This window comes from Paucibacter sediminis (assembly GCF_030254645.1).
In the GTDB taxonomy this organism is placed as follows: Bacteria; Pseudomonadota; Gammaproteobacteria; order Burkholderiales; family Burkholderiaceae_C; genus Paucibacter_B; species Paucibacter_B sediminis.
The window spans coordinates 4,791,055-4,813,953 of sequence record NZ_CP116346.1 but is presented as its reverse complement, the minus strand read 5'-3'; the positions used below and the strand labels follow the sequence as shown (position 1 = coordinate 4,813,953).

Here is a 22,899-nt window from a genome sequence, read left to right as displayed (position 1 = left end):
GAATTGAATCAGACCTTCAGTTTTGAAGAGCTGCAGGCCTTGCTGGCCTCGCTGCTCAGCCCCTCCGCATTGACCGAACTGGGCCTGCTGCTGGCCTGCATGGGCCTGGCTTGGCTGATCGTCTGGCGCCTCAAGCAGCGCGTGCAGCAGCGCGCGCGCTCGGTGCTGCTGGGCAGCCATGTGGTGGACGGCGTGCTGTTCCCGGTGCTGGCGCTGCTGCTGGCCCTGGGCGCGCGCCGCGCCATCCCGCTGCTGGGCCTGAAGGTGGCGGTGTTCAAGCTCGTCATCCCGGTGCTGACCTCGCTGGTGGTGATACGCCTGATCGCGCGCGTGCTGCGCGCCGCCTTGCCCGATTCGGGCTGGATCCGGCTGCTGGAGCGCAGCGTCTCCTGGCTGGCCTGGGGCGGCTCCATCCTCTGGATCATCGGCGTGCTGCCGATGGTGATGGAGGAGCTGGACGATGTGCGCTGGAAGGTCGGCGCCACCCAGGTCTCGCTGCGCGCCATGATCGAGGGCGGCCTCACCGCGGCCTTCGTGCTGGTGCTGGCGCTGTGGATCTCCTCGGCGATCGAGCAGCGCCTCTTGCGCAACACCAGCGTCGACCTGTCGATGCGCAAGATCGCCGCCAACCTGACGCGCGCGCTGTTGATGTTCATCGGCCTGCTGGTGGCGCTGACCGCCGCCGGCATTGACCTCACCGCCTTGGGCGTGCTGGGCGGCGCTTTGGGCGTGGGCATCGGCTTCGGCCTGCAGAAGCTGGCCGCCAACTATGTGTCGGGCTTCGTGATCCTGGCCGAGCGCTCGCTGCGCATCGGCGACATGGTGAAGGTGGACAACTTCGAGGGCCGCATCAGCGACATCAAGACCCGCTACACGGTGATACGCGCGCTCAATGGCCGCGAAGCCATCATCCCCAACGAGACCCTGATCACCCAGCGGGTGGAGAACTCCTCGCTGGCCGACCCGCAGGTGCTGCTCAGCACCGTGGTGCAGGTGGCCTATGGCTGCGAGATCGAGGCGGTGATGGCGCAGCTGGCCGAGGCGGTGAAGGCGGTGCCGCGCGTGCTGCAGCAGCCCGGGCCGGCGGTGCAGCTGAGCAGCTTTGCCGCCGACGGCCTGGAGCTGACGGTGATGTTCTGGATTGCCGACCCCGAGAACGGGCAGGGCGGCGTGCGCTCCGACGTGAACCTGGCCATCCTGCGCTGCCTGAATGCGCTGGGGGTGGAGATTCCCTACCCCCAGCGGGTCGTGCATCAGGTCCAGGCGCCGTTCACTCAGAGCGCGACTCAGAGCGCGATTTGAGCGGCGCGGTAGCTGCGCCGCCAATGCCAGGTCAGCCCGGCGGCGCCCAGCAACAGCGCGCCGCTCACCGCGCCCGGCCCCTGCAGCCCGAACAGGGCCCAGCAGGCCGCACCCGCGCCGGCATACAGCGCCGGCAGCTTCTCATACCAGTAGGCTGAGATCCACATCCCTCATCTCCCTCGACTTTTGCGATTCGTCCTGGCTGCGGGCGCTGGCCGCTTTTACTGCCGGCTCATGGCTGCCTCCGCATCCGTGGGAGGGATCTTCGCTTCTAGGGGCTTGCCAGGCCCATCCCCCGTGGGTAGGAGGCGGGCCCCTCAATCAGGGGGTCAGGCGCCGGCGTCCAGCACCACCCGGTAGCGCGCCTTGCCGCTGCGCAGATGCTCGACCGCCTCGTTCACCCGGCTCATCGGGAAGCGCTCCACCTGCGGCAGGATCTGGTGGCGCGCCGCGAAGTCCAGCATGCGCGCCAGCACCGCGGGGGCCGGCGTGGGCGAGGCCGAGAGGCTGCGCTGCCAGCTCAGCAGGCCGCCGCTCTTGATCGCCATCTTGTCGGTCACCACCCCCACCATGTGCATGCGGCCCTTGGGTGCGAGCGTGCCGATCAGCGCGTCCCACTCGAGGCTGGCGCCGACGGTGATGAGCAGGAAGTCGAGCGAGCCGGCGGCCGCCTTCAGCTCCTTGAGGTCGACGCTGGAGATGGTCTTGTGCGCGCCCAGCGCCAGTGCCTCCTCACGCTTGGATGGCGAGGAGGTGAAGGCCGTGACCTCGCAACCCCAGGCGCGCGCGAACTTCACCGCCAGATGGCCCAGGCCGCCGATGCCCACCACGCCGACGCGATCGGTGGGCTTGATGCTGTGGATCACGAAGGGCAGGAAGACGGTGCCGCCGCCGCACATCAGCGGGCCGGCCGCGGCCGGATCGAGCGCCGCGGGAATCGGCACGGCCCAGCTCCAGTGCGCGCGCAGGCGATCGGCAAAGCCGCCGTGGCGGCCGATGATGGTGGGCTGGCGCTGGCCGCAGAGGTTCTGCTCGCCGCCCAGGCAGAACTGGCAATGCGAGCAGCTGCCGGTGTGCCAGCCGATGCCGACGCGCTGGCCGATGCTGCGGCCCTTGGCGCGCGGGCCCAGGGCGGTGACGATGCCGACCACCTCGTGGCCGGGCACCACCGGATAGCTGGCCGGGAACCATTCGCTGTCGACCATGGCGAGGTCGGAATGGCAGATGCCGCAATGCTCGACGCGGATCTCCACCTCTTCCTCGCCCAGCGGGCCAGGGTCGTAGTCAAAGGGCTGCAGCGGGCCGCCGGCGGTGCTGGCGGCCCAGGCGTGGATCTGGCTCAAGATGGGCTCCTTGGGATAGCAGCCGATTCTCAAGCCTGCGCGCGCCCGGGCGGGTCACCCAGGCGACGCCCGCAGCCATCCAGACATCACCAGTCCGCCGAACGCATCGCCGAGACCCAGCGGCCCTTCTCGATGGCGTAGACGCTGATGGTGCCGAATTTCTGCTCGCCCTGGGCGTCGTAGCGCAGGCTGGCGGTGACCGGGCCATGCAGGTCCAGCGCCTTCATCGCCTTCAGCACCGCGGCCGGATCGGCCGAGCCGGCGCGCGTCAGGCCCTGGGTGATGGAGTAGACCGCGTCGTGGGCGTAATGCGCGCCGTAGACGATGCCTTGCTTGGCCAGCTCGCTGTAGCGCTTCTCGAAGGCCGGGCCGGCATTGAACTCGTAGGGCTCGATGATGGGCGAGGTCGCATACACCGCCCTGATGGGCAGGTCCAGCTTGGGCAGGGTGCTGGTCTTGATGGTGTCGCCGCCCAGCAGGGTGGCCTCGCGCAGGCCGGCCTTGCCCATCGCCTTCACCAGCGCCTCGACCTGGAAGTCCGCCAGCGTGGTGATGACGCAATCGATGCGGGCCGCCACCAGGCGCGCCACCAGTTCGTCGAACTGGGTGGTCTTGGCGTCGAGGCTGGCGCTCACCGCGGGCGCCTTGTCATGCTTCTTCAGCAGCGCCGCCACGCCCGCCATCAGGCCCTTGCCATAGGGCGTGGCGTCGTCCACCAGGGCATAGCGCTGCGCGCCGATCTGACCGAGCGCGTAGCTGGCCATGGCCTTGGCCTGCATATCGTCGTTGGCCACCAGGCGCAGGGTGGTGGCCAGCTCCAGCTGGGTGTAGCGCGGGTTGGTGGAGATCGCCAGCTGAGCGATGCCGGCCTTGGCGTAGATGGGCGCGGTCTCGATGCTGACGCCCGAGTTCAGGTGGCCGATCACCGCCACCACACCGGCGTCCACCAGCTCCTGCGCCACCGCCTTGCCGGTGGCGGCGTCGGACTTGTCGTCCTTGGCCAGCACCTCGAGCTGCACGCGCTTGCCCTGCACCGAGTAGTTGGCGGCATTCAGGTCCTGCACCGCCATCTGCACACCGGCCAGCATGTCCTTGCCCAGCGCGCCCAGCGGGCCGCTGAGCGGCTGGGCCACGCCAATGCGCACGGTGTCGGGGATGCGGGAGCAGGCCGCGAGCAGGGCGGTGAGGGGTGCCGCGGCGGCGGCGAGGATCAGGTTTCTACGATGCATGTCGGGTGCTTGTGAATGTGAAAAAGCCACCGCATGCGGTGGCCTTGGAGCAAGGTTCGGCGCTTCAGGCCGCGTTGACCGGAATGGCCACCGTCTTGCCGCCGGCAATGCGCTGCTGCCACTCGGCCGGGCCGGTGACATGGGCGCTGGTGCCGCCGGCATCGACCGCCACGGTGACGGGCATGTCGACCACGTCGAACTCGTAGATCGCTTCCATGCCCAGGTCGGCAAAGCCCACCACCGGCGCGGCCTTGATCGCCTTGCTGACCAGGTAGGCGGCACCGCCCACGGCCATCAGGTAGGCGCTCTGGTTGTCCTTGATCGCGTCGATGGCGATCTGGCCGCGTTCGGCCTTGCCCACCATCGCGATCAGGCCGGTCTGTTCCAGCATCATGCGGGTGAACTTGTCCATGCGGGTGGCGGTGGTCGGGCCGGCCGGGCCCACCACCTCATCGCGCACCGGGTCGACCGGGCCGACGTAATAGATCACGCGGTTGGTGAAGTCCACTGGCAGCTGCTCGCCCTTGGCCAGCATGTCCTGGATGCGCTTGTGCGCGGCATCGCGGCCGGTCAGCATCTTGCCGTTCAGCAGCAGGGTGTCGCCCGGCTTCCAGCTCGCCACCTCGGCCTTGGTGAGGGTGTTGAGGTCGACGCGCTTGCTCTTGTTGTAGTCGGGCGCCCAGTGCACATCGGGCCACAGGTCCAGGCTCGGCGGGGTCAGGTAGCTGGGGCCCGAGCCGTCGAGCACGAAATGCGCATGGCGGGTGGCCGCGCAGTTGGGGATCATCGCGATCGGCTTCGACGCGGCATGCGTGGGGTAGGTCTTGATCTTGACGTCCAGCACCGTGGTCAGGCCACCCAGGCCCTGTGCGCCGATGCCCAGCGCGTTGACCTTCTCGTACAGCTCGATGCGCAGTTCCTCGAGCTTGTTCTGCGGGCCGCGCTCGAGCAGCTCGTACATGTCGATATCGTCCATCAGGGCTTCCTTGGCCAGCAGCGCGGCCTTCTCGGCCGTGCCGCCGACGCCGATGCCCAGCATGCCCGGCGGGCACCAGCCGGCGCCCATGGTCGGCACGGTCTTGAGCACCCAGTCGACGATGTTGTCGCTCGGGTTGAGCATATAGACCTTGCTCTTGTTCTCGGAGCCGCCGCCCTTGGCGGCGACGATCACGTCCACCGTGTTGCCCGGCACCACCTCCATGAAGACCACCGCGGGCGTGTTGTCCTTGGTGTTCTTGCGCTCGAAGATCGGGTCGGCCAGCACCGAGGCGCGCAGCTTGTTGTCCGGATGGTTGTAGGCGCGGCGCACGCCCTCGTTGACGGCGTCCTGGATCGAGCCGGGGAAGTCGCCCCAGCGCACATCCATGCCGATCTTCAGGAACACGTTGACGATGCCGGTGTCCTGGCAGATCGGGCGGCGACCCTCGGCGCACATGCGGCTGTTGGTGAGGATCTGCGCGATCGCATCCTTGGCCGCCGGGCTCTGCTCGCGCTCGTAGGCGCGCGCCAGATGCTGGATGTAGTCGGCGGGGTGGTAGTAGCTGATGTACTGCAGGGCGGCGGCAACGCTGTCGACGAGGTCGGCGTAGCGGATGGTGGTGCTCATGGGGCGTTCCAGGAGGAAAGGTGTTGAAGCTTGGCCCAGTGTACGAGGCCAGGCTGACTCAATGCTTGTCGTCGGGTGCGTGGTGGGCCAGCAGGCGGTCGGTCATCGCGATCGCCATCGCCGAGAGTAGGAAGGCGATGTGGATCACGGTCTGCCACAGCAGTGTCTTCTCGGCATAGTTGTCGGCATTGATGAAGGTCTTGAGCAGGTGGATGCTGGAGATGCCGATGATGGCGGTGGCCAGCTTGACCTTGAGCACCGAGGCGTTCACATGGCTCAACCATTCGGGCTGGTCGGGGTGGCCCTCTAGGTTCATGCGGGAGACGAAGGTCTCGTAGCCGCCCACGATCACCATGATGAGCAGGTTGGAAATCATCACCACGTCGATCAGACCCAGCACCACCAGCATGATGATGGTCTCGTTGAGCTTGAGCGGGCCGGCGTCGGCCTTGTAGCCGATGCTCTTGACCAGCAGTTCGAGCGCGGCGCTGTTGCCGAAGGCGGCCTCGATCAGGTGCACCAGCTCGGTCCAGAACTGGAACACATAGACCGCCTGGGCCAGGATCAGGCCCAGGTAGAGCGGCAGCTGCAGCCAGCGGCTGCCGAAGATCAGTTGCGGCAGCAGGCCGAGCTTGGGATTGCTTGGGGGTTGTGAATTCATGGGTAGCTCGCTTGGGTGTTGGCGGCGGATTCTAGTGAGACCCTGTGACTGTCACTGCGGTGACGGCAGAATGTCTTCTACAAGAGTAAGCGGTTCGTCAGATGCAGGCCGCACAGTAGCGCCCAGCGCTTTATTTCAATTCTGAGACCAGGAGAGAGACACCATGAGCAATTCACCCGCAACGCTGTATCTGCCCTCGGAGGCCGCAGCGAAATCGGCCCATGTCTCGGGCATGGCGGCCTACGAGGCCCTGGTCAAGGAGGCGGCAACCGATTACGAGGGCTACTGGGCGCGTCTGGCGCGCGAGTTCCTGAGCTGGAAGACGCCCTTCACCAAGGTGCTCAACGACAGCGAGGCGCCGTTCTTCAAGTGGTTCGAGGACGGCACGCTGAACGTCTCCTACAACTGCCTGGACCGCAATATCGAGGCGGGCAAGGGTGACAAGACCGCCATCATCTTCGAGGCCGATGGCGGCGAGGTCACCAAGGTCACGTACAGCGAGCTGCTGGCCAAGGTCGCACAGCTGGCGAATGCGCTGAAGGCGCGCGGCGTGAAGAAGGGCGACCGTGTCGTCATCTACATGCCCATGTCGGTGGAAGGCGTGGCCGCCATGCAGGCCTGCGCCCGCATCGGCGCCACCCACTCGGTGGTGTTCGGCGGTTTCTCGGCGCAGAGCCTGCGCGACCGCATCCAGGATGCCGGCGCGGTGATGGTGATCACCGCCGACGAGCAGGTGCGCGGCGGCAAGCAGCTGCCGCTCAAGGCCATCGTCGACGAGGCCCTGGCCGACAACGCCTGCCCCACGCTCAAGGACGTGATCGTCTACCAGCGCACCGGCGGCAAGATCGCCTGGGTGGCCGGCCGCGACCTCTGGCTGCACGAGGTGCTGCAGGGCCAGTCGAGCAGCTGTGAGCCGGAGTGGGTGAGTGCCGAGCATCCGCTCTTCCTGCTCTACACCTCGGGCTCCACCGGCAAGCCCAAGGGCGTGCAGCACAGCACCGGCGGCTATCTGCTGCATGCGGCGCTCACCACCAAATGGACCTTCGACCTGAAGGACGACGATGTGTTCTGGTGCACCGCCGACATCGGCTGGGTCACCGGCCACACCTACATCAGCTACGGCCCGCTGGCGCTGGGCGGCACCGAGATCGTGTTCGAGGGCGTGCCCACCTACCCGGACGCCGGCCGTTTCTGGAAGATGATCCAGGACCACAAGGTCAGCATCTTCTACACCGCGCCCACCGCGATCCGCTCGCTCATCAAGGCGGCCGAGAGCAACGAGGCCGTGCACCCCAAGAACTACGACCTCGGCTCGCTGCGCATCCTGGGTTCGGTGGGCGAGCCCATCAACCCGGCCGCCTGGGAGTGGTACCACCAGCACATCGGTGGCGGCCGCTGCCCCATCGTCGACACCTTCTGGCAGACCGAGACCGGCGGCCACATGATCACCCCGCTGCCGGGCGCCACGCCGCTGGTGCCGGGCTCCTGCACGCTGCCCTTCCCGGGCATCCAGGCCGCCATCGTGGACGAACTGGGCAATGACGTGCCCAACGGCCAGGGCGGCATCCTGGTGGTGAAGAAGCCCTGGCCCTCGATGATCCGCACCATCTACGGCGACCCCGAGCGCTTCAAGAAGAGCTACTACCCCAGCGAGCTGCGTGGCTACTACCTGGCCGGCGACGGCGCGATCCGCGACGAGAAGACCGGCTACTTCACCATCACCGGCCGCATCGACGACGTGCTGAACGTCTCCGGCCACCGCATGGGCACGATGGAGATCGAATCGGCGCTGGTCAGCTGCACCGAGCTGGTGGCCGAGGCCGCGGTGGTGGGCCGCCCCGACGACACCACTGGCGAGGCGATCTGCGCCTTCGTGGTGCTGAAGCGTCCGCGCCCCACCGGCGACGAGGCCAAGGCGATTGCCAAGCAGCTGCGCGACCATGTGGCCAAGGAGATCGGCCCGATCGCCAAGCCCAAGGACATCCGCTTCGGCGACAACCTGCCCAAGACCCGCTCCGGCAAGATCATGCGCCGCCTGCTGCGCTCGGTGGCCAAGGGTGAGAGCGTGACCCAGGACACCAGCACGCTGGAGAACCCGGCGATCCTTGAGCAATTGGGCCAAGCCTATTGAGGCAAGGCGCAAGCCAAAAGGAAAGGCCCGCTGATGCGGGCCTTTTGCTTTGGAGCAGAGGGTTTACTTCACTGTGAGGACCCACTTGGCCAGCGTCTCGGCTTCGGCCGGGCTGACCTGCGTGTTGGCGGGCATCGGCACCGGGCCCCAGACGCCGGAACCGCCCTTGACGATCTTCTCGGAGAGCTTCTTCACCGCATCCTTGTCCTTGGCGTACTTGGCGGCCACGTCTTTGTAGGCGGGGCCGACGAGCTTCTTGTCCAGGGCATGGCAGGCCATGCAGTTCTTCTTTTGCGCCAGCTCGGCGTTGGCGAAGGCGGCGGGTGCGGCCAGGGTGGCGGCGACGGCGGCCAGGGCGATCAGGGTCGACTTCATAGCGTCCTTTCGGGGGTCATGCACGAGGAAGGGTAACTCTCGCGCCGGCTCGACCAAACTGCTCTACAGTCCCGTCAAGCAAGCTGCTGAAATGATTGTAGGGGCGTGTTCCCGCGCCATCACGTCAGCAGGGTTTCACACGTGCGAAAGGAGTTGTCAATGTGGTTCTTAGCCATCGGCCTGGTGCTGTTGTTGCTCAAGCTGGCAGCGGTGGCGCCCGTGGTCGACTGGAGCTGGCTCGTCGTGCTGGCGCCTTTCGGTCTGGCCATCGCCTGGTGGGGCTGGGCCGACTCGCATGGCTACACGCAGAAGAAGGTGATGGAGCGCATGGACGAGAAGAAGGCCGCGCGCCGCGAGAAGGCGCTGGAAGCGCTGGGGCAGGGCGAGAAGCAGCGCCGCCGCTGAGCGTGGCGCCGCCGCCGGCTTGGCGCTCAGCTGCAGTGCGGGATCTCGGGCTTGGCGTCGGCGCGCATGCATTGCTGGTAGCCGTTGGGCAGCTGATGCAGTTCGCGCGTCTGCCCCACCGGCACGCTGAATTCCTCGATCACCTGATGGGTGCAGCTGGTGGCGGCCTTGCCGCCCGTGCCTTCCAGACTTTGGCAGCGGCTCGTGTAGAGCGCGTAGAAGCATTGGCCGCTGGCGCTCTGCACGCATTGGAACTTGGCCGTGCCGGTGCTGCGCATGACGCGCTGGCCGGTGGGGCCGCCGTCGGCATTCACGGTGATGGCGCAGGCGCTGAACAGGCTGGCGATGCCGAGCGCGAGCACAGACTTGAGGGCGAGGTTCTTGATCATCATGGGCAATCGGTCTGATCGGGCCCACAGCGGGCCCGCTTGACGCGATTGTTCGACAGCGGCCCGCGGCCCGTGCCCGCCATGCGATGAACTGCACGGTGGCGGGGTCAGGCCGTCAAGATCTGACCCCGGGCCCGGCCTCACTCGAACTTGTCAAGCACCGCGCCCGAGCTCGCGCTCGACGCGTTCTTGGCGAACTTGGCCAGCACGCCACGGGTGTAGCGAGGTGCGGGCTGTACCCAGGCGGCGCGGCGCTTGGCCAGCTCGGCGGCGTCCACATGCAGCTCCAGCAGCAGCTGGTGCGCATCGATGGTGATGCGGTCGCCCTCGTGCACCAGCGCGATCACGCCGCCCTCGTAGGCCTCGGGTGCCACATGGCCGACCACCATGCCCCAGGTGCCGCCGGAGAAGCGGCCGTCGGTGATCAGGCCCACGCTCTCGCCCAGGCCCTGGCCGATCAGGGCGCCGGTGGGGGCCAGCATCTCGGGCATGCCGGGGCCGCCCTTGGGGCCCAGATAGCGCAGCACCATCACGTCGCCGGCCACGATCTTGCCGGCCATGATGGCGGCCAGCGCCGATTGCTCGTCGTCGAAGACGCGCGCCGGGCCGGTGATGACGGGGTTCTTCAGGCCGGTGATCTTGGCCACGCAGCCCTCGGGCGAGAGATTGCCCTTCAGGATCGCCAGGTGGCCCTCGGCGTAGATGGGCTTGCCGACCGGGCGGATGACGTCCTGGTCGGCGCGCAGGTCGGGCACCTCGGCGAGGTTCTCGGCCACGGTCTTGCCGGTGATGGTCATGGCATCGCCATGCAGCAGCCCGGCCTTGAGCAGCTCCTTCATCACCGCCGGGATGCCGCCGGCATGGTGCAGGTCGATCGCCAGGTAACGGCCGCTGGGCTTGAGGTCGCACAGCACCGGGGTCTGGCGGCGCACGCGCTCGAAGTCGTCGATCGTCCAGTCGACCTCGGCCGCATGCGCGATCGCCAGGAAGTGCAGCACCGCATTGGTGGAGCCGCCGGTGGCCATGATCACCGCCACCGCGTTCTCGATCGCCTTCTTGGTGACGATGTCGCGCGGCTTCAGGTCCTGCTTGACCGCCTCGACCAGCACCGCGGCGGCCTTCTTCACGTTCTCCACCACCTCGTCTTCCACGTTCGCCATGGTGGAGGAGTAGGGCAGGCTCATGCCCAGCGCCTCGAAGGCCGAGCTCATGGTGTTGGCGGTATACATGCCGCCGCAGGAGCCGCTGCCGGGAATGGCGCGGCGCTCGATCTGGCAGAAATCTTCCTCGCTCATCTTGCCGGCGCTGAACTGGCCCACCGCCTCGAACACGCTGACGATGTTGAGGTCCTGGCCCTTGTACTTACCGGGCAGGATGGTGCCGCCGTAGACGTAGAGCGCCGGCACATTGGCGCGCAGCATGCCCATCATGCCGCCGGGCATGTTCTTGTCGCAGCCGCCGATCACGATCACGCCGTCCATCCACTGGCCGCCCACGCAGGTTTCCACGCAGTCGGAGATCACCTCGCGCGACACCAGGCTGTACTTCATGCCCTCGGTGCCCATCGCCATGCCGTCGGAGATGGTGGGCGTGCCGAAGATCTGCGGGTTCGCGCCGGCCTCCTTGAGGCCGATGACGGCCGCATCGGCCAGCTTCTGCAGGCCCGAGTTGCAGGGCGTGATGGTGGAGTGGCCGTTGGCCACGCCGATCATGGGCTTGCCGAAGTCGCTCTCCTGGTAGCCCATGCCGTAGTACATGGAGCGATTGGGGGCGCGGGCCACGCCTTCGGTGATGTTCTTGGAGCGGCGGTTGTAGCTCATGGTGTGCGAAGCAGGGTAGGGGAAGTGCGGTGAGTATGCAGTTGGGCCAGTCTCTGGTCCAATATATGTTTCATGAGTTAATGATTCATAGGGTGTATCAGTGATCGAGACCCGCAGCCTCCGCCAATTTCTGGTGCTGGCCCAGCAGCTGCATTACGGGCGCGCCGCCGCGGCACTGCACATGACCCAGCCGCCGCTCAGCATGGCGATCCAGAAGCTGGAGCAGAGCCTGGGCGTGGCGCTGTTCGAACGCAACCGGCGCTCGGTGGCGCTGAGCCCCGCCGGCGCCGCCCTGCTGCCGGTGGCGGCCAAGCTGCTCGAAGAGATCGAGCAGCTGCCCGCGCTGCTGCAATCGGCCGCCGCGGGCCTGCACGGGCGCTTGCGCCTGGGCTTCGTGTCCACCGTCGGCTATGGCGAGCTGCCGCAGTGGTTGCGCAGCTTCCGCGCTGCGCATCCGGGCATTGCGCTGGCCCTGCGCGAGGCCACGCTGGACGTGCAGCTGCATCACTTCGAGCGCGGCGATCTGGATGCCGGCTTCGTGATCCATCCGCCCGGCGCCGCGCCGGCCGGTTTCGAGGCCCTGCGCATCAGCGTCGAACCCATGGTGCTGGCCCTGCCCGAGAGCGTGGCGCTGCCCAGGGCGCCGGCCGCGGCGTTGGCGCTGCTGCTGAGCGAACCGCTGGTGATCTTCCCGCGCGAGATCGCGCCCTCGCTGTACGACGCGCTGCTGAGCTTTTACCGCGGCCATGGCGCCACGCCGCAGATCGCGCAGGAGGCGATCCAGATGCAGACCATCGTCAACCTGGTGTCGGCCGGCATGGGGGTGGCCTGGGTGCCCGAGGGCTTGAGCGCGCTGCAACGGCCGGGCGTGCGCTACCAGCAGCTGCAGGCGCAGGTGCCGGCCTGCGAGACCAGCCTGATCTGGCGCGCCGGCGCCAGCCCGGTGGTGGCGCGCTTTGTCGAGCATGTGCGCGCGGCGCTGGCGCAAGTGCCGAAAGCCAGGGCTGGTAAGCGTGCGGGCGCTGTGCACAATGCGCCCACTTCAAGGCCGTCAACCAAGCGTCCCATGCAACGTTGAGCCCAGACCTACTCACCCATTCACAAGCCCTCATGCGCAAACACCGTCTTCTGTGCCTGGTCTCACTGTCGCTGGCCACCGCCCTGTCTGCCCAGGCGGCGGTGTTCAAGGATCCGCAGCTGCAGTCGGTCTGGGAGGGCGGCAAGGCGGAGGAGCTCGACAAGATGGCGCAGGCGCGCCTGCGCGCCAATCCGGCTGACACCCAGGCCGCCGCGGCGCTGGCGCTGAGCGCGCTGGACGCCGGCGACGGTGCCCGGCTCGATGCGGCCGCCAAGACCATGCAGCAATGCGTGGAGCGCCAGCCTAGGGATGCCATCTGCCATTTCGCGCTGGGCCGCGTGCTGGGTGCGCAGGCGATGGGCGCCAGCATGTTCAAGGCCATGAGCCTGGCCGGCAAGGTCAAGGAGGCCTTCAGCAAGGCCTTCGAGCTGGAGCCCGGCTCCTTCGAGATGCGCAGCGCCTTGCAGCAGTTCTATCTGATGGCGCCGGGCATGGCCGGCGGCAGCGTCAGCAAGGCCAAGGAGCTGGCCCAAGATCTGCGGGACATGCCCGAGCATGCCAAGCTGATGCGTGCGCGCGTGGCCCAGCATGAGGACAACTATGCCGAGGCCGAGCGCGAGCTCGCGAGCCTCAAGCCCGGCAAGGACCTGGGCCTGCAGACCGAATGGCGCGAGGCCTGGGCGGGGCAGGGCTACCAGTACCTGCGCGACAAGCAGTACGCCAAGGCCAAGGCCTGGTTCGAGCAGCTGCAGCGCGAGCAGCCGCAGTATGCCGCGGCGGGTTACGGCCTTGGCCGCGTGGCCACCGAAACCGGCCAGCTCGACGAGGCGATCCGGCAGTTCGAGCGCGCCCGCGGCCTGGAGGGCGCCGAGGCCTTGCCCTTGGACCACCGCCTCGGCGTGGCCTGGCAGATGAAGGGCGACAAGGCCCAGGCCAAGGCCCTGCTGGAGCGCTTCGTCGCCAACAAGAAGGCCAATCCGCGCAATCTGGAAGACGCCAAGAAGCGCCTGGCCGAGCTGGGCTAGAGTGTTCGCATGAGACTGCTGCGACTGCTTCTTTGTACCAGCCTGTTGGCATGGCAGGGCGCCCAGGCCCTGGTGTTCACCGACGGCCCTTGGCAGGGCCTGCTGGATGCCGGCCGCAGCGACGAGATGGAACGCCAGGCGCAGGCGCGCCTGCGCGAGCAGCCGCAGGACCTGCAGGCGAGCGCGGCCTTCGCGCTCTCGCAGATGACGCTGGCGGACCGCAAGCGCGTGGATGCCGCCGCGCGCCTGATGCAAGACTGCGTGGACCAGCATCCCGACGAGGCCCTTTGTCATTACGCCCTGGCCTCGGTGATGACCATGCAGGCGCGCAACGGCGGCGCCATGAAGATCATCAGCCTGGCCGGCCCGATCAGAAAGCATTTGCAGCGCGCGCTGGAGCTCAAGCCCGATTTCATCGAGGCGCGCAGCAGCCTGCACCAGTACTACCTGCTGGTGCCGGCCTTTGCCGGCGGCGGCGTGGGCAAGGCGCGCGAGCTGGAAGAGCAGGTGCGCGCCAGCCAGCCCGAGTTCGCCAAGCTGATGCGCGCCCGTGTGGCCGGCAGCGAGAAGAACTGGGCGCTGGCCGAGAAGGAGCTGCTGAGCGTGCGCATCGCCGCCGACCCCAGCCTGCTCAATGAATGGCGGCTGGTGTGGGGCGTGCTGGGCAAGGAGTGGCTTGACCAGCGCCAGTACGCCAAGGCCATCGCCGGCTTCGAGCGCATGCTCAAGGAGCAGCCCCGCCAGGCCCTGGCTGCCTATGGTCTGGCGCGCATCTATTTCGCCCAGGAGCAATACGACGAGGCCATCCGGCAGTACGAGCGTGCCAAGGAGATGGACGGCGCCGAGGACTTCCCGCTCGACCATCGCCTGGGCATCGCGCTGCAGGCCAAGGGCGACAAGGCGCAGGCCCGGGCGGCCTTTGAGCGCTATTTGCAGAACCGCCGCGCCAGCCCCAGCAATGCCGAAGACTGCCGCAGGCGTTTGAAGGAGATGGGCCCCGTATGATGCGCGCCAGTTCTCATCAAGAGGAAGTCGTCGCATGTGGGTCCATCCCCAGTTCAATCCGGTCGCGCTGCAGCTAGGCCCGCTGGCCATTCATTGGTACGGCATCACCTACCTGGCCGCTTTCGGCATGTTTCTCTGGCTGGCGAACCTGCGCGTGGCGCAGCCGGCACCTGCCGCGCGTGGCTGGGTCAAGCGCGATGTCGATGACCTGCTGTTCTTTGGCGTGCTGGGCGTGGTGCTGGGCGGACGGCTGGGCTATGTGCTGTTCTACAAGCCCGCCTATTACCTGGCGAACCTGGGCGAGGTGTTCGCGGTCTGGAAGGGCGGCATGGCCTTTCACGGCGGGCTGCTGGGCGTGATCCTGGCGATGGCGCTGTTCGCGCGGCTGCGCGGGCGCAGCTTCTTCGAGGTCACCGATCTGATCGCCCCCTGCGTGCCCACCGGCCTGGCGGCCGGACGCGTGGGCAACTTCATCAACGGCGAGCTGTGGGGCCGCGCGGCCGACCCCAGCCTGCCCTGGGCGATGGTGTTTCCGCAGTCGGGCTCGACCCTGCCGCGCCATCCCTCGCAGATTTACCAGTTCCTGGGCGAGGGCCTGTTGCTGTTCGTATTGCTGTGGCTGTATGCGCGCAAGCCGCGCCTGACCGGCCAGGTCTCGGGCATGTTCCTGATCGGCTACGGCATGCTGCGCTTTGCCGCCGAATTCTTCCGCGAGCCCGACGACTTCCTGGGCCTGCGGGCGCTGAACCTGAGTCAGGGACAATGGCTGTCTTTGCCGATGATTGCGGCGGGGCTGCTGATCTGGTGGTGGGCCAGCCGCCGCCGCCCCGCCTGAGCGCTCCTTCATTCTTCCCCATGCGTCAGATATTTTTCGATACCGAAACCACCGGCCTGCGTGCCGAGGCGGGCGACCGCATCATCGAGGTCGGCTGCGTCGAGATGGTGAACCGCCAGCTCACCGGTAACAACCTGCACCTCTACATCAACCCCGAGCGCGCGAGCGATGAGGAGGCGGTGCGCATCCACGGCCTGACCGACGAATTCCTGGCCGACAAGCCGGTGTTCGCCAGTGTGGCCGAGGAGTTGCTGGAGTTTCTGCGTGGCGCCGAACTGGTGATCCACAACGCCGGCTTCGACGTCGGCTTCATGAACGCCGAGCTGCGCCGGCTGGGCCAGCCGCCCATCACCGACATCGTCGGCGGCGTGCGCGACACCTTGCTGATGGCGCGCGACATGTTCCCCGGCAAGGCGAACTCGCTCGACGCGCTGTGCAAGCGCCTGGAGGTCGACAACTCCAGCCGCACCCTGCACGGCGCCTTGCTGGACGCCGAGCTGCTGGCCGAGGTCTACATCCGCCTGACGCGCGGCCAGGACTCGCTGGTGATGGACGAGGGCGGCGGCAATGCCGGCAGCGGCAATGCCGACTTCCAGCTCGAGGCGATCGACTTCAGCCGCTTCCAGCTGCCGGTGCTGGCCGCCAGCGCCGCCGAGCTGGAGGCCCACCAGAGCCTGCTGGCGGATCTCGACAAGGCCAGCGGCGGAAAAAGAATCTGGCAAGAAGCTTGATCGAGCCAGTAATGTCGTGGCATAATCGTGGGCTTCCCGGTTGACGAATTGAAAGTTTAAACTTTTGATTCGTTCGGCAACAGGACCGGGCGGTTAGCTCAGCGGTAGAGCACTGCCTTCACACGGCAGGGGTCGCAGGTTCGAACCCTGCACCGCCCACCAGAATTCAGAGATCGGCAACCGTATCGATTTCGCTTCTGACCTTGTTGCACGAAGCCCCCAGATACCGGGCGGTTAGCTCAGCGGTAGAGCACTGCCTTCACACGGCAGGGGTCGCAGGTTCGAACCCTGCACCGCCCACCAGATCAACCCCACAAGGCGCAGGCCTCGTGGGGTTTTTTCTTGCTCGCGCGGGGCTTTCGGTGCTGCTGGACGGCATGGCACACTGGCGTCGCTGCAAAGGCAGGGGGGGCGAGCTTGAAGTTGCGGTTCGATAGGCTGGGTCGCTGGCAATGGATGTGGGGTCTCGCAGCCCTATGCGGCAGTGCATCCAGCCATGCGGAATTGAGCTTTTGCGGCGATCCCGACCCACCGCCCTCGCTGTACTGGGTCAAGGATGCGGACGGCCAGCGCAGCACCAACGTCAGCGGCTATGCGGTCGAGTTGATTCGATTGGCGTTGCCCGCAGGGCAGGAGCCCCGCTTCATCGGCATGCCCTGGGCGCGCTGCCTCAGGGAGGTGGAGCAGGGGCGGATCGACTTCGCGATGGGCGGCTATTACGACGCTGAGCGCGCCAAGCGTTTTGACTATTCACGGCACTATCGCTCACTCACGCCCCAGGTGTTCTTCAGGGCCGATGCGCCTCTCGAGTTGGCGAGCAAGGCCGATCTAAGGAAGTACCGGGGCTGTGGCATGGCCAGCGGTAGCTATGCGCACTACGGCCTGAAGGCCGCGGAACTGCAGATCAGCAACAGCGGCTATGAGGGCATGATTCGCATGCTGCTGCGCGGGCGCTGCGACTTCTTTGTCGAGGAGTTGGAGCTCATCAGCAATTTCAAGTACCTGGGCAAGGACTTTCTCTCCATCCGCGAGCTCGCGCATGCCGAGCTGCCGGATGTGGATGCGCCGGCAGCGCATTTGCTGACCATGAAGGACGGCCCGGCAGCCGGCTTGCTACCCGAGATCAACGCCGGCATTGAGCGACTCATCCGATCGGGCGACGCACGCCGCCTGTGGCTCAAGCACGGCGGGGAAATGCCCTTCAAACCCTGAGCGGACGCAGCTTTCACGGCCTCAGACGTGGCAACGGCCCGCGCAGGCGGGCCGTTTGCTCAGGCTTCAGCTGCTCTTCAGGCGGCGGCGGGTTCGGTCGTCACGGCCACCTTCTTGGCGGCAACGCGCACCGGCTTGGCCTTTGCTGCCACCACCGGCTTCATCGCCTTCACGGCCTTGACGGCGGGCTTGCGGGCGGCACGCTTCACGGCCGCCTTCACGGCGGGGCGCGTCGGACGCACGGCGCGCTTGGCGAGCTTTTTCGTCGGCTGCACCGCCTTCACCAGGCTGTCGGCGCCAGCGGCGGCCTTGCCGGCCACGGCCAGCAGGGCCAGCGCGGTGGGCAGGCTCAGGCGCGAGGCGGTCTGCAGGCCGTTCGCCAGCATCTCGTTGTCCACACCCTTCACCAGCTTGGCGGCCTTGCTCACTTGGGCGGCGGCGGTGTGCGCACCGAAGTCGATGGCCTGGGTGCTGCGCTCGGCCACCTGTTCCACGCCCTTGGCGACCCAGCCGGTCAGACCCGTGATGCGGGGGCTCACGGCGGTGTTGGCCAAGGCGCCGTCCAGCTTGCCGATGACGCGCTGGCTGCCCAGGCGGTAAGCCAGCACGAACTGCTTGGCGGCGATGCGGCAATGTTCGACGGTGTTGAGGGTGACGCGGGTCAGGGTGGGGTTGCGCATGGGGTGGCCTCGCTGCGGGTAGTTGATTGGTTGGATGGTTCGCCTGCAGTATGGGCGGCGAGTTCTAGAGAGGGATACCCAAGAGGGGCGCAATTCCTAGTGTGAGCGCTCCAAATTGGCCCCGGGCGGCCTCCTAGGGCAAACACTCCCTGGCGGAAACTGACTGCCACCTGGCGGGCCCAGACATCGCTGCCGGAGGGCCGAGTCGCGACCATGCGAGCACCCCAAGCCGCTGGAGCCCGCGATGTATTTTCAGCAGATCAGCACCTCGGTCATCGACGATGAGTCGCTGCCCTGGCTGCCCTTCACGCCCTATTCGGAAGGCGTGCAGCTGAAGGTGTTTCGCGTCGATCCGGTGCGCGGCGAGATGATTCTGCTGCTGCGCGCGCCGGCCGGTCTGAACCTGCCGCGCCACCATCACTCGGGCGCGCTGATCGTCTTCACGGTCAGCGGCCGCTGGAAGTACCGCGAGCACGACTGGATTGCCGGCCCCGGCAGCGTCGTGTTCGAGACCGCCGCCGCCATCCACACGCCCGAGGCGCTGGGCCACGCGGGCGAGACCCTCACCTTCAACGTCATTGCCGGCGATCTGTCCTTTCTTGACGAGCACGGCCAGGTGCTCGCGGTCGAGAACTGGAAGACGGTGATGCAGCGCTACCTCGCTTATTGCGCGCATGCCGGCGTCGAGCCCATGGACATCAGTGCCTGCCACTGAGCCTGACCTTTTCCTCCTCCCTCCACATCCATAAAAGTCCAGGAGACAAACCGATGAATCGTCCAGCCCAGATGCGCGTGACCGCGCTCGGCCTTGCCGCGGCGGCCCTGTTCGCCAGTGGCACGCTGCATGCCTTTGAAATCGACACCGGCAACGCCGATCTGGTGCTGCGCTGGGATACCACGCTGCGCTACAACCTCGGCAGCCGTGTCGAGCCGCAGGATGCCGCCATTCTTGGCAACCCCAACCAGGACGATGGCGACCGCAACTTCGCCAAGGGCAAGCTGGTGGCCAACCGTCTGGATCTGCTGAGCGAGGCCGATCTGGTGTGGAACAAGCGCTTCGGAGCGCGCCTCAGCGCCGCCGGCTGGTACGACGCCGCCTACCGCAGCCTGGACGGCACCTCCACCGCCACCGCCAACACCCTGGTGGGCGGCAAGCCGGTGGCCGGCGCGCTCTCGCCCTATGCCAGCCGCTTTGCCAAGGGCGCCTCGGGCGAATTCCTGGATGCCTTCGTGTTCGCCAACGCTGATGTCGCCGACATGCCGCTGACGCTGCGCGCCGGCCGCCATACCGTCTACTGGGGCGAGAGCCTGCTGGGCGGTGGCGCCATCCACGGCATCTCCTACGGCCAGTATTCGCTGGACCTGTGGAAGGCCCTGGCCACGCCGGGCATCGAGATCAAGGAGCTGTTCCGGCCGCGCAACTCGCTCAGCGCGCAGCTGGTGGCCACGCCCGAGCTGACCCTGGCGGCGCAGACCTTCTTCGATTGGGAGGCCGCGCGCTACCCCGAGGCCGGCACCTTCCTGACCGTCAACGACGGCCTGCTCAAGGGCGGCGACAGCCTGGTGGTGGGCCCCAACCAGCGCATGCTGCAGGGCGCCATGGGCACGCCCAAGAAGACCGGTGACTGGGGCCTGATGGCGCGCTGGAGCCCCGAGTGGCTGGACGGCACGGCCGGCCTCTACCTGCGCCGCACCGCCGACATCCAGCCGCAGCTGAGCGTGGCGCCGGCGGTGGCCGCCTTGCCCGCCGCCACCTGCGGCGCGCTGGGCTTCACGGCCCTGGCGCCCACCACCTGCTATGTGAACCCGGCCGCCGCCACGGTGCCGCAGATCCTGTCGGGTCAGATCGGCCAGTACCGCGCCTACTATGGCCGTGACATCGACATCCTGGGCCTCAGCCTGTCGCGCAATATCGCGGGCGTGAGCGTCGGCGCCGAGCTGAGCTACCGCCGCAACATGCCGCTGCAGAGCGCGCCGGTGACCCTGCTGCCGGCCAAGATCGCCAACCCGGCCGCCGGCCAATTGGCCAGCACGGCGGTCACCGACGATGCCCCCGGCGCGCGCGGCAACACCGTGCACGGCGTGCTGGCGCTGATCGGCTCCCTGCCCAAGACGGCGCTGTTCGACAGCGCGATCTGGCAGGCCGAGGCGGTCTACAACACCTGGACCAAGGTGACCCAGAACGCCGCCGTCTTCAAGGGTGGCGCGGCCTATGCGTCCAACCCGGCCAATATCGACGCGGCAAGCAAGAACTTTGTCGGCCTGGGCATCAACTTCGTGCCCACCTGGTACCAGGTCTTGCCCAGCGTGGACCTGAGCCTGCCGCTGTCCTGGTCGGCCGGCATCAAGGGCAACTCGGCCGTGGTGTCGGGCGGCAACAAGGACTCGGGCTCCTTCTCGCTGGGCCTAGCCGCCGACATCCAGGGCAAATACAACCTGGCGCTGCGCTATGTGGGCTTCTATGGCGACTACAGCCAGCTGGCCAACGGCGCCATGAACGTGCCCAACGGCACGCCGGCCCTGCTGTCCGATCGCGGCCATGTGCTGCTGACCTTCAAGACCACCTTCTGAGAGACAAGCCATGAGCAAGAAGACGAATCTGCATCTGATCGCCGGCGCCGTGCTGGCGCTGGCCGCCGCCCAGGCCCAGGCCGCCGTGAGCGCCGACGAGGCCAAGAAGCTGGGCGCAAGCCTCACGCCCATGGGCGCCGAGATGGCCGGCAACGCCGACAAGAGCATCCCCGACTACACCGGCGGCCTTACCGCGCTGCCGGCCGGCTACCAGAAGGGCTCGGGCCTGCGCCCCGACCCCTTCGCGGCCGAGAAGCCGCTGTATTCGATCAAGGCCGGCGATGCCGCCAAGCACGAGGCCAAGCTGACCGCGGGCGCCAGGGAGTTGCTGAAGCGCTTTCCCGACATGCGCATCGACGTCTATCCCTCGCACCGCAGCGCCGCCTATCCCAAGTACGTGATCGACAACACCATCAAGAACGCCACCTCGGTAAAGACCACCGACGGCGGCCTGGGCGTGGAGGGCACCTACGCCGGCATCCCGTTCCCCATCCCCAAGACCGGGCAGGAGGTGATGTGGAACCATCTGCTGCGCTTCAACGGCCACAGCTACTACACGCAGTACGACTCGATCAACGTCGACTCCTCGGGCAAGGCGGTGCTGGCCACCAGCGGCCAGATCAATGTCGAATATCCCTTCTACGACCCCAAGCGCAGCGCGGTGTCGGCCGACAGCGACGTCTACTTCCGTACCAAGATCGCCTACACCGCACCGGCGCGCCGGGCCGGCGAGGGCGTGCTGGCGCAGGACTACATCAACCCGATGAAGAACAACCGCAAGGCCTGGCAGTACCTGCCCGGCCAGCGCCGCGTCAAGCTCGCACCCGACATCGCCTACGACACGCCCAACCCCGGCGCCGCCGGCGCCTCGACCTATGACGACGCCTGGGTCTTCAACGGCGCGCTGGACCGCTACGACTGGAAGCTGGTCGGCAAGCGCGAGATGCTGGTGCCCTACAACAACTACAAGCTCACCTACGCGGCCGACCCCTATGCCGCCACCACGCCGGGCCACCTGAACCCCGACCATGTGCGCTGGGAGCTGCACCGCGTCTGGGTGGTCGAGGCCACGCTCAAGGAAGGCAAGCGCCACATCTACGCCAAGCGCAACTTCTACATCGACGAGGACAGCTGGTTCGCGATCGCCTCCGACCAGTACGACGCGCGCGGCCAGCTCTACCGCTCCGGCTTCGCCTTCATGACGCCCGGCTACGACCTGCCCAGCCCCTCGGCCTCGGCCCAGGTGTTCTACGACTTTGTCGGCGGTGGCTACAACGTCTCCGGCCTGCTGGGTGCCTACAAGGTGGGCATGAAGTTCATCGACGCGCTGCCCGCGGGGCAGTGGTCCAGCGAGGCGCTCGCCGGCGCCGGCATTCGCTGATGGTTTCGGGGCGCGGCCGGTGTCTCCTTCCTGAAATACCTACCTTGCCGGTTGCGCCCCACCTATTGCCATGCATAAACAAACCCTGATACTCGCCGCCCTGCTGCTGGCCCTGCAGCCCCCCGCCCAGGCCGACCCGCTGGCGCGCCCGGCGCGCGCCACGGCGCTGCTGAGCCAGCGCCTCGTCACCGCGATCGCTGCGGCCGGCCCGCAGCGCCTGGTGGCGGTGGGCCAGCGCGGCCATATCGCCTATTCCGACGACGGCGGCCAGGGCTGGACCCAGGCGCGCGTGCCGGTCGCCTCCGATCTCACCGCGCTGCAGTTCGTCGATGCGAAGCAGGGCTATGCGGTGGGCCACGACGGCGTGGTGCTGGCCAGCAGCGATGGCGGCACCAGCTGGAGCCTCAAGCTCGACGGCCGCCAGGCCAACAGCCTCTTGCTCAAGCATCTGCAATCCCTGCCGGCCTCCGAGGTGCGTGAACGCCTGCTGGCCGAGGCGCAGCGCAATGCCGAGGCGGGGCCCGACAAACCTTTTCTCGATCTGTTCTTCAGCAGCGCCGACGAGGGCTTCGTGGTGGGCGCCTACAACCTGATCCTGCACACCGCCGACGCGGGCAAGACCTGGACCCCCTGGTTCGAACGCACGGACAACCCGCGCCTGCTCAATCTCTACGCCATCCGCCCGCATCGCGGCAGCCTCTACATCGCCGGCGAGGCCGGCCTGCTGCTCAGGCTGGATGCCGCGCAGCAGCGCTTCGTGGCGCTGGACGGCGGCTACCAGGGCAGCTTCTTCGGCCTGCTCGATGCCGGCGACACCCTGATCGCCTATGGCATGCGCGGCCATGCCCATGCCACGCGCGACGCAGGCAAGACCTGGACCCGCCTCGACACCCCGCTGCAGGCCAGCATCACTGCGGCGAGCCGCGGCGCCGCGCAGGAACTCTGGCTGGCCGACCAGACCGGCAGCGTGGCGCTGAGCCGCGACGGCGCGCAGAGCTTCCGGCGCGTGGCCCTGCCCGAGACCCTGCCACTGGCGGCCCTGGCCGCCACGCCCACGCGGCTGCTGCTGGGCGGCGCGCGCGGCCTGCGCAGCCTGCCGCTGCCCAAAGACTGAACATAC

22 protein-coding genes and 2 tRNA genes are annotated in these 22,899 nt (G+C 67.5%); 15 read left to right on the top strand and 9 right to left on the bottom strand.

The window, feature by feature from the left end; translation table 11 throughout:
• Positions 1–3 precede the first annotated feature (3 nt).
• On the top strand, positions 4–1,302 hold the full coding sequence (locus PFX98_RS22340) for a mechanosensitive ion channel family protein (RefSeq protein WP_285232682.1): 1,299 nt from the start codon (positions 4–6) through the stop codon (positions 1,300–1,302).
• On the opposite strand, the gene PFX98_RS22335 is transcribed toward PFX98_RS22340, so the two are convergent.
• From PFX98_RS22335 to PFX98_RS22315, 5 genes are all read right to left on the bottom strand, one after another.
• Positions 1,287–1,469, bottom strand: coding sequence for a hypothetical protein (locus PFX98_RS22335; RefSeq protein ID WP_285232681.1), 183 nt, complete (start codon positions 1,467–1,469; stop codon positions 1,287–1,289). The genes PFX98_RS22340 and PFX98_RS22335 overlap by 16 nt on opposite strands.
• A gap of 162 nt (positions 1,470–1,631) precedes the next feature.
• Positions 1,632–2,645: an NADPH-dependent aldehyde reductase Ahr gene (gene ahr / locus PFX98_RS22330; RefSeq protein WP_285232680.1), complete on the bottom strand. Its 1,014-nt coding sequence runs from the start codon at positions 2,643–2,645 to the stop codon at positions 1,632–1,634.
• Between the two features lie 86 nt (positions 2,646–2,731).
• A complete protein-coding gene (locus tag PFX98_RS22325) occupies positions 2,732–3,874 on the bottom strand; it encodes a branched-chain amino acid ABC transporter substrate-binding protein (RefSeq protein ID WP_285232679.1) in 1,143 nt (380 codons plus the stop codon).
• A 64-nt stretch (positions 3,875–3,938) separates the two neighbouring features.
• Complete coding sequence (locus PFX98_RS22320; protein WP_285232678.1) at positions 3,939–5,480, bottom strand: fumarate hydratase; 1,542 nt, start codon at positions 5,478–5,480, stop codon at positions 3,939–3,941.
• 58 nt (positions 5,481–5,538) lie between these two features.
• Positions 5,539–6,141 carry a TIGR00645 family protein gene (locus tag PFX98_RS22315; protein ID WP_285232677.1) on the bottom strand — a complete coding sequence of 201 codons (603 nt, stop codon included), beginning with the start codon at positions 6,139–6,141 and terminating at the stop codon, positions 5,539–5,541.
• A gap of 163 nt (positions 6,142–6,304) precedes the next feature.
• Here PFX98_RS22315 and acs point away from each other — a divergent pair, with 163 nt between their 5' ends.
• Complete coding sequence (acs, locus tag PFX98_RS22310) at positions 6,305–8,272, top strand: acetate--CoA ligase (RefSeq protein ID WP_285232676.1); 1,968 nt, start codon at positions 6,305–6,307, stop codon at positions 8,270–8,272.
• A gap of 63 nt (positions 8,273–8,335) precedes the next feature.
• On the opposite strand, the gene PFX98_RS22305 is transcribed toward acs, so the two are convergent.
• The gene (locus PFX98_RS22305) at positions 8,336–8,647 is read right to left on the bottom strand and encodes a c-type cytochrome (protein WP_285232675.1); all 312 of its coding nucleotides are present in this window, start codon (positions 8,645–8,647) and stop codon (positions 8,336–8,338) included.
• Positions 8,648–8,806: 159 nt separating this feature from the next.
• Between PFX98_RS22305 and PFX98_RS22300 the strand changes: the two genes are divergently transcribed.
• Positions 8,807–9,052, top strand: coding sequence for a TIGR04438 family Trp-rich protein (locus PFX98_RS22300; RefSeq protein ID WP_285232674.1), 246 nt, complete (start codon positions 8,807–8,809; stop codon positions 9,050–9,052).
• A gap of 26 nt (positions 9,053–9,078) precedes the next feature.
• Here PFX98_RS22300 and PFX98_RS22295 read toward each other — a convergent pair whose 3' ends face one another.
• Both PFX98_RS22295 and ilvD read right to left on the bottom strand, forming a co-directional pair.
• Complete coding sequence (locus tag PFX98_RS22295) at positions 9,079–9,444, bottom strand: hypothetical protein (protein WP_285232673.1); 366 nt, start codon at positions 9,442–9,444, stop codon at positions 9,079–9,081.
• Between the two features lie 137 nt (positions 9,445–9,581).
• The gene (ilvD, locus tag PFX98_RS22290) at positions 9,582–11,261 is read right to left on the bottom strand and encodes a dihydroxy-acid dehydratase (RefSeq protein WP_285232672.1); all 1,680 of its coding nucleotides are present in this window, start codon (positions 11,259–11,261) and stop codon (positions 9,582–9,584) included.
• A gap of 100 nt (positions 11,262–11,361) precedes the next feature.
• Between ilvD and PFX98_RS22285 the strand changes: the two genes are divergently transcribed.
• The 8 genes from PFX98_RS22285 to PFX98_RS22250 all read left to right on the top strand — a co-directional run bounded on the left by PFX98_RS22285 (position 11,362) and on the right by PFX98_RS22250 (position 17,147).
• A complete protein-coding gene (locus PFX98_RS22285) occupies positions 11,362–12,339 on the top strand; it encodes a LysR family transcriptional regulator (RefSeq protein ID WP_285232671.1) in 978 nt (325 codons plus the stop codon).
• Between the two features lie 32 nt (positions 12,340–12,371).
• The gene (locus PFX98_RS22280; protein ID WP_285232670.1) at positions 12,372–13,364 is read left to right on the top strand and encodes a tetratricopeptide repeat protein; all 993 of its coding nucleotides are present in this window, start codon (positions 12,372–12,374) and stop codon (positions 13,362–13,364) included.
• Positions 13,365–13,373: 9 nt separating this feature from the next.
• Positions 13,374–14,369, top strand: a complete 996-nt coding sequence (locus PFX98_RS22275) for a tetratricopeptide repeat protein (RefSeq protein ID WP_285232669.1) — start codon at positions 13,374–13,376, stop codon at positions 14,367–14,369.
• Between the two features lie 34 nt (positions 14,370–14,403).
• Positions 14,404–15,204 carry a prolipoprotein diacylglyceryl transferase gene (gene lgt, locus PFX98_RS22270; protein WP_285232668.1) on the top strand — a complete coding sequence of 267 codons (801 nt, stop codon included), beginning with the start codon at positions 14,404–14,406 and terminating at the stop codon, positions 15,202–15,204.
• Between the two features lie 20 nt (positions 15,205–15,224).
• A complete protein-coding gene (dnaQ, locus tag PFX98_RS22265; RefSeq protein WP_285232667.1) occupies positions 15,225–15,935 on the top strand; it encodes a DNA polymerase III subunit epsilon in 711 nt (236 codons plus the stop codon).
• An 87-nt stretch (positions 15,936–16,022) separates the two neighbouring features.
• Positions 16,023–16,097, top strand: a tRNA-Val gene (locus PFX98_RS22260).
• A gap of 66 nt (positions 16,098–16,163) precedes the next feature.
• Positions 16,164–16,238: transfer RNA gene (locus tag PFX98_RS22255), tRNA-Val, on the top strand.
• Positions 16,239–16,277: 39 nt separating this feature from the next.
• Positions 16,278–17,147: a substrate-binding periplasmic protein gene (locus PFX98_RS22250; RefSeq protein WP_285232666.1), complete on the top strand. Its 870-nt coding sequence runs from the start codon at positions 16,278–16,280 to the stop codon at positions 17,145–17,147.
• A gap of 77 nt (positions 17,148–17,224) precedes the next feature.
• Here PFX98_RS22250 and PFX98_RS22245 read toward each other — a convergent pair whose 3' ends face one another.
• Positions 17,225–17,827, bottom strand: a complete 603-nt coding sequence (locus tag PFX98_RS22245) for a hypothetical protein (RefSeq protein WP_285232665.1) — start codon at positions 17,825–17,827, stop codon at positions 17,225–17,227.
• Between the two features lie 244 nt (positions 17,828–18,071).
• Here PFX98_RS22245 and PFX98_RS22240 point away from each other — a divergent pair, with 244 nt between their 5' ends.
• The 4 genes from PFX98_RS22240 (at position 18,072) to PFX98_RS22225 (ending at position 22,893) form a co-directional block, all read left to right on the top strand.
• Complete coding sequence (locus PFX98_RS22240) at positions 18,072–18,542, top strand: 2,4'-dihydroxyacetophenone dioxygenase family protein (RefSeq protein WP_285232664.1); 471 nt, start codon at positions 18,072–18,074, stop codon at positions 18,540–18,542.
• Between the two features lie 53 nt (positions 18,543–18,595).
• Positions 18,596–20,398, top strand: a complete 1,803-nt coding sequence (locus PFX98_RS22235) for a DUF1302 domain-containing protein (protein ID WP_285232663.1) — start codon at positions 18,596–18,598, stop codon at positions 20,396–20,398.
• 10 nt (positions 20,399–20,408) lie between these two features.
• Positions 20,409–21,779, top strand: coding sequence for a DUF1329 domain-containing protein (locus PFX98_RS22230; protein WP_285232662.1), 1,371 nt, complete (start codon positions 20,409–20,411; stop codon positions 21,777–21,779).
• A 70-nt stretch (positions 21,780–21,849) separates the two neighbouring features.
• Positions 21,850–22,893 carry a WD40/YVTN/BNR-like repeat-containing protein gene (locus tag PFX98_RS22225; RefSeq protein WP_285232661.1) on the top strand — a complete coding sequence of 348 codons (1,044 nt, stop codon included), beginning with the start codon at positions 21,850–21,852 and terminating at the stop codon, positions 22,891–22,893.
• Positions 22,894–22,899: the final 6 nt, after the last annotated feature.

Bases quoted from the DNA above. Each gene is read 5' to 3' on its own strand.
- PFX98_RS22230 (WP_285232662.1), top strand. From the start codon at position 20,409: ATGAGCAAGAAGACGAATCTGCATCTGATCGCCGGCGCCGTGCTGGCG.
- acs (WP_285232676.1), top strand. From the start codon at position 6,305: ATGAGCAATTCACCCGCAACGCTGTATCTGCCCTCGGAGGCCGCAGCG.
- PFX98_RS22320 (WP_285232678.1), bottom strand. From the start codon at position 5,480: ATGAGCACCACCATCCGCTACGCCGACCTCGTCGACAGCGTTGCCGCC.
- PFX98_RS22245 (WP_285232665.1), bottom strand. From the start codon at position 17,827: ATGCGCAACCCCACCCTGACCCGCGTCACCCTCAACACCGTCGAACAT.
- PFX98_RS22235 (WP_285232663.1), top strand. From the start codon at position 18,596: ATGAATCGTCCAGCCCAGATGCGCGTGACCGCGCTCGGCCTTGCCGCG.
- PFX98_RS22240 (WP_285232664.1), top strand. From the start codon at position 18,072: ATGTATTTTCAGCAGATCAGCACCTCGGTCATCGACGATGAGTCGCTG.
- dnaQ (WP_285232667.1), top strand. From the start codon at position 15,225: ATGCGTCAGATATTTTTCGATACCGAAACCACCGGCCTGCGTGCCGAG.
- PFX98_RS22325 (WP_285232679.1), bottom strand. From the start codon at position 3,874: ATGCATCGTAGAAACCTGATCCTCGCCGCCGCCGCGGCACCCCTCACC.
- PFX98_RS22305 (WP_285232675.1), bottom strand. From the start codon at position 8,647: ATGAAGTCGACCCTGATCGCCCTGGCCGCCGTCGCCGCCACCCTGGCC.
- PFX98_RS22300 (WP_285232674.1), top strand. From the start codon at position 8,807: ATGTGGTTCTTAGCCATCGGCCTGGTGCTGTTGTTGCTCAAGCTGGCA.
- PFX98_RS22225 (WP_285232661.1), top strand. From the start codon at position 21,850: ATGCATAAACAAACCCTGATACTCGCCGCCCTGCTGCTGGCCCTGCAG.
- PFX98_RS22280 (WP_285232670.1), top strand. From the start codon at position 12,372: ATGCGCAAACACCGTCTTCTGTGCCTGGTCTCACTGTCGCTGGCCACC.
- PFX98_RS22295 (WP_285232673.1), bottom strand. From the start codon at position 9,444: ATGATGATCAAGAACCTCGCCCTCAAGTCTGTGCTCGCGCTCGGCATC.
- PFX98_RS22315 (WP_285232677.1), bottom strand. From the start codon at position 6,141: ATGAATTCACAACCCCCAAGCAATCCCAAGCTCGGCCTGCTGCCGCAA.
- lgt (WP_285232668.1), top strand. From the start codon at position 14,404: ATGTGGGTCCATCCCCAGTTCAATCCGGTCGCGCTGCAGCTAGGCCCG.
- PFX98_RS22275 (WP_285232669.1), top strand. From the start codon at position 13,374: ATGAGACTGCTGCGACTGCTTCTTTGTACCAGCCTGTTGGCATGGCAG.
- PFX98_RS22335 (WP_285232681.1), bottom strand. From the start codon at position 1,469: ATGTGGATCTCAGCCTACTGGTATGAGAAGCTGCCGGCGCTGTATGCC.
- ilvD (WP_285232672.1), bottom strand. From the start codon at position 11,261: ATGAGCTACAACCGCCGCTCCAAGAACATCACCGAAGGCGTGGCCCGC.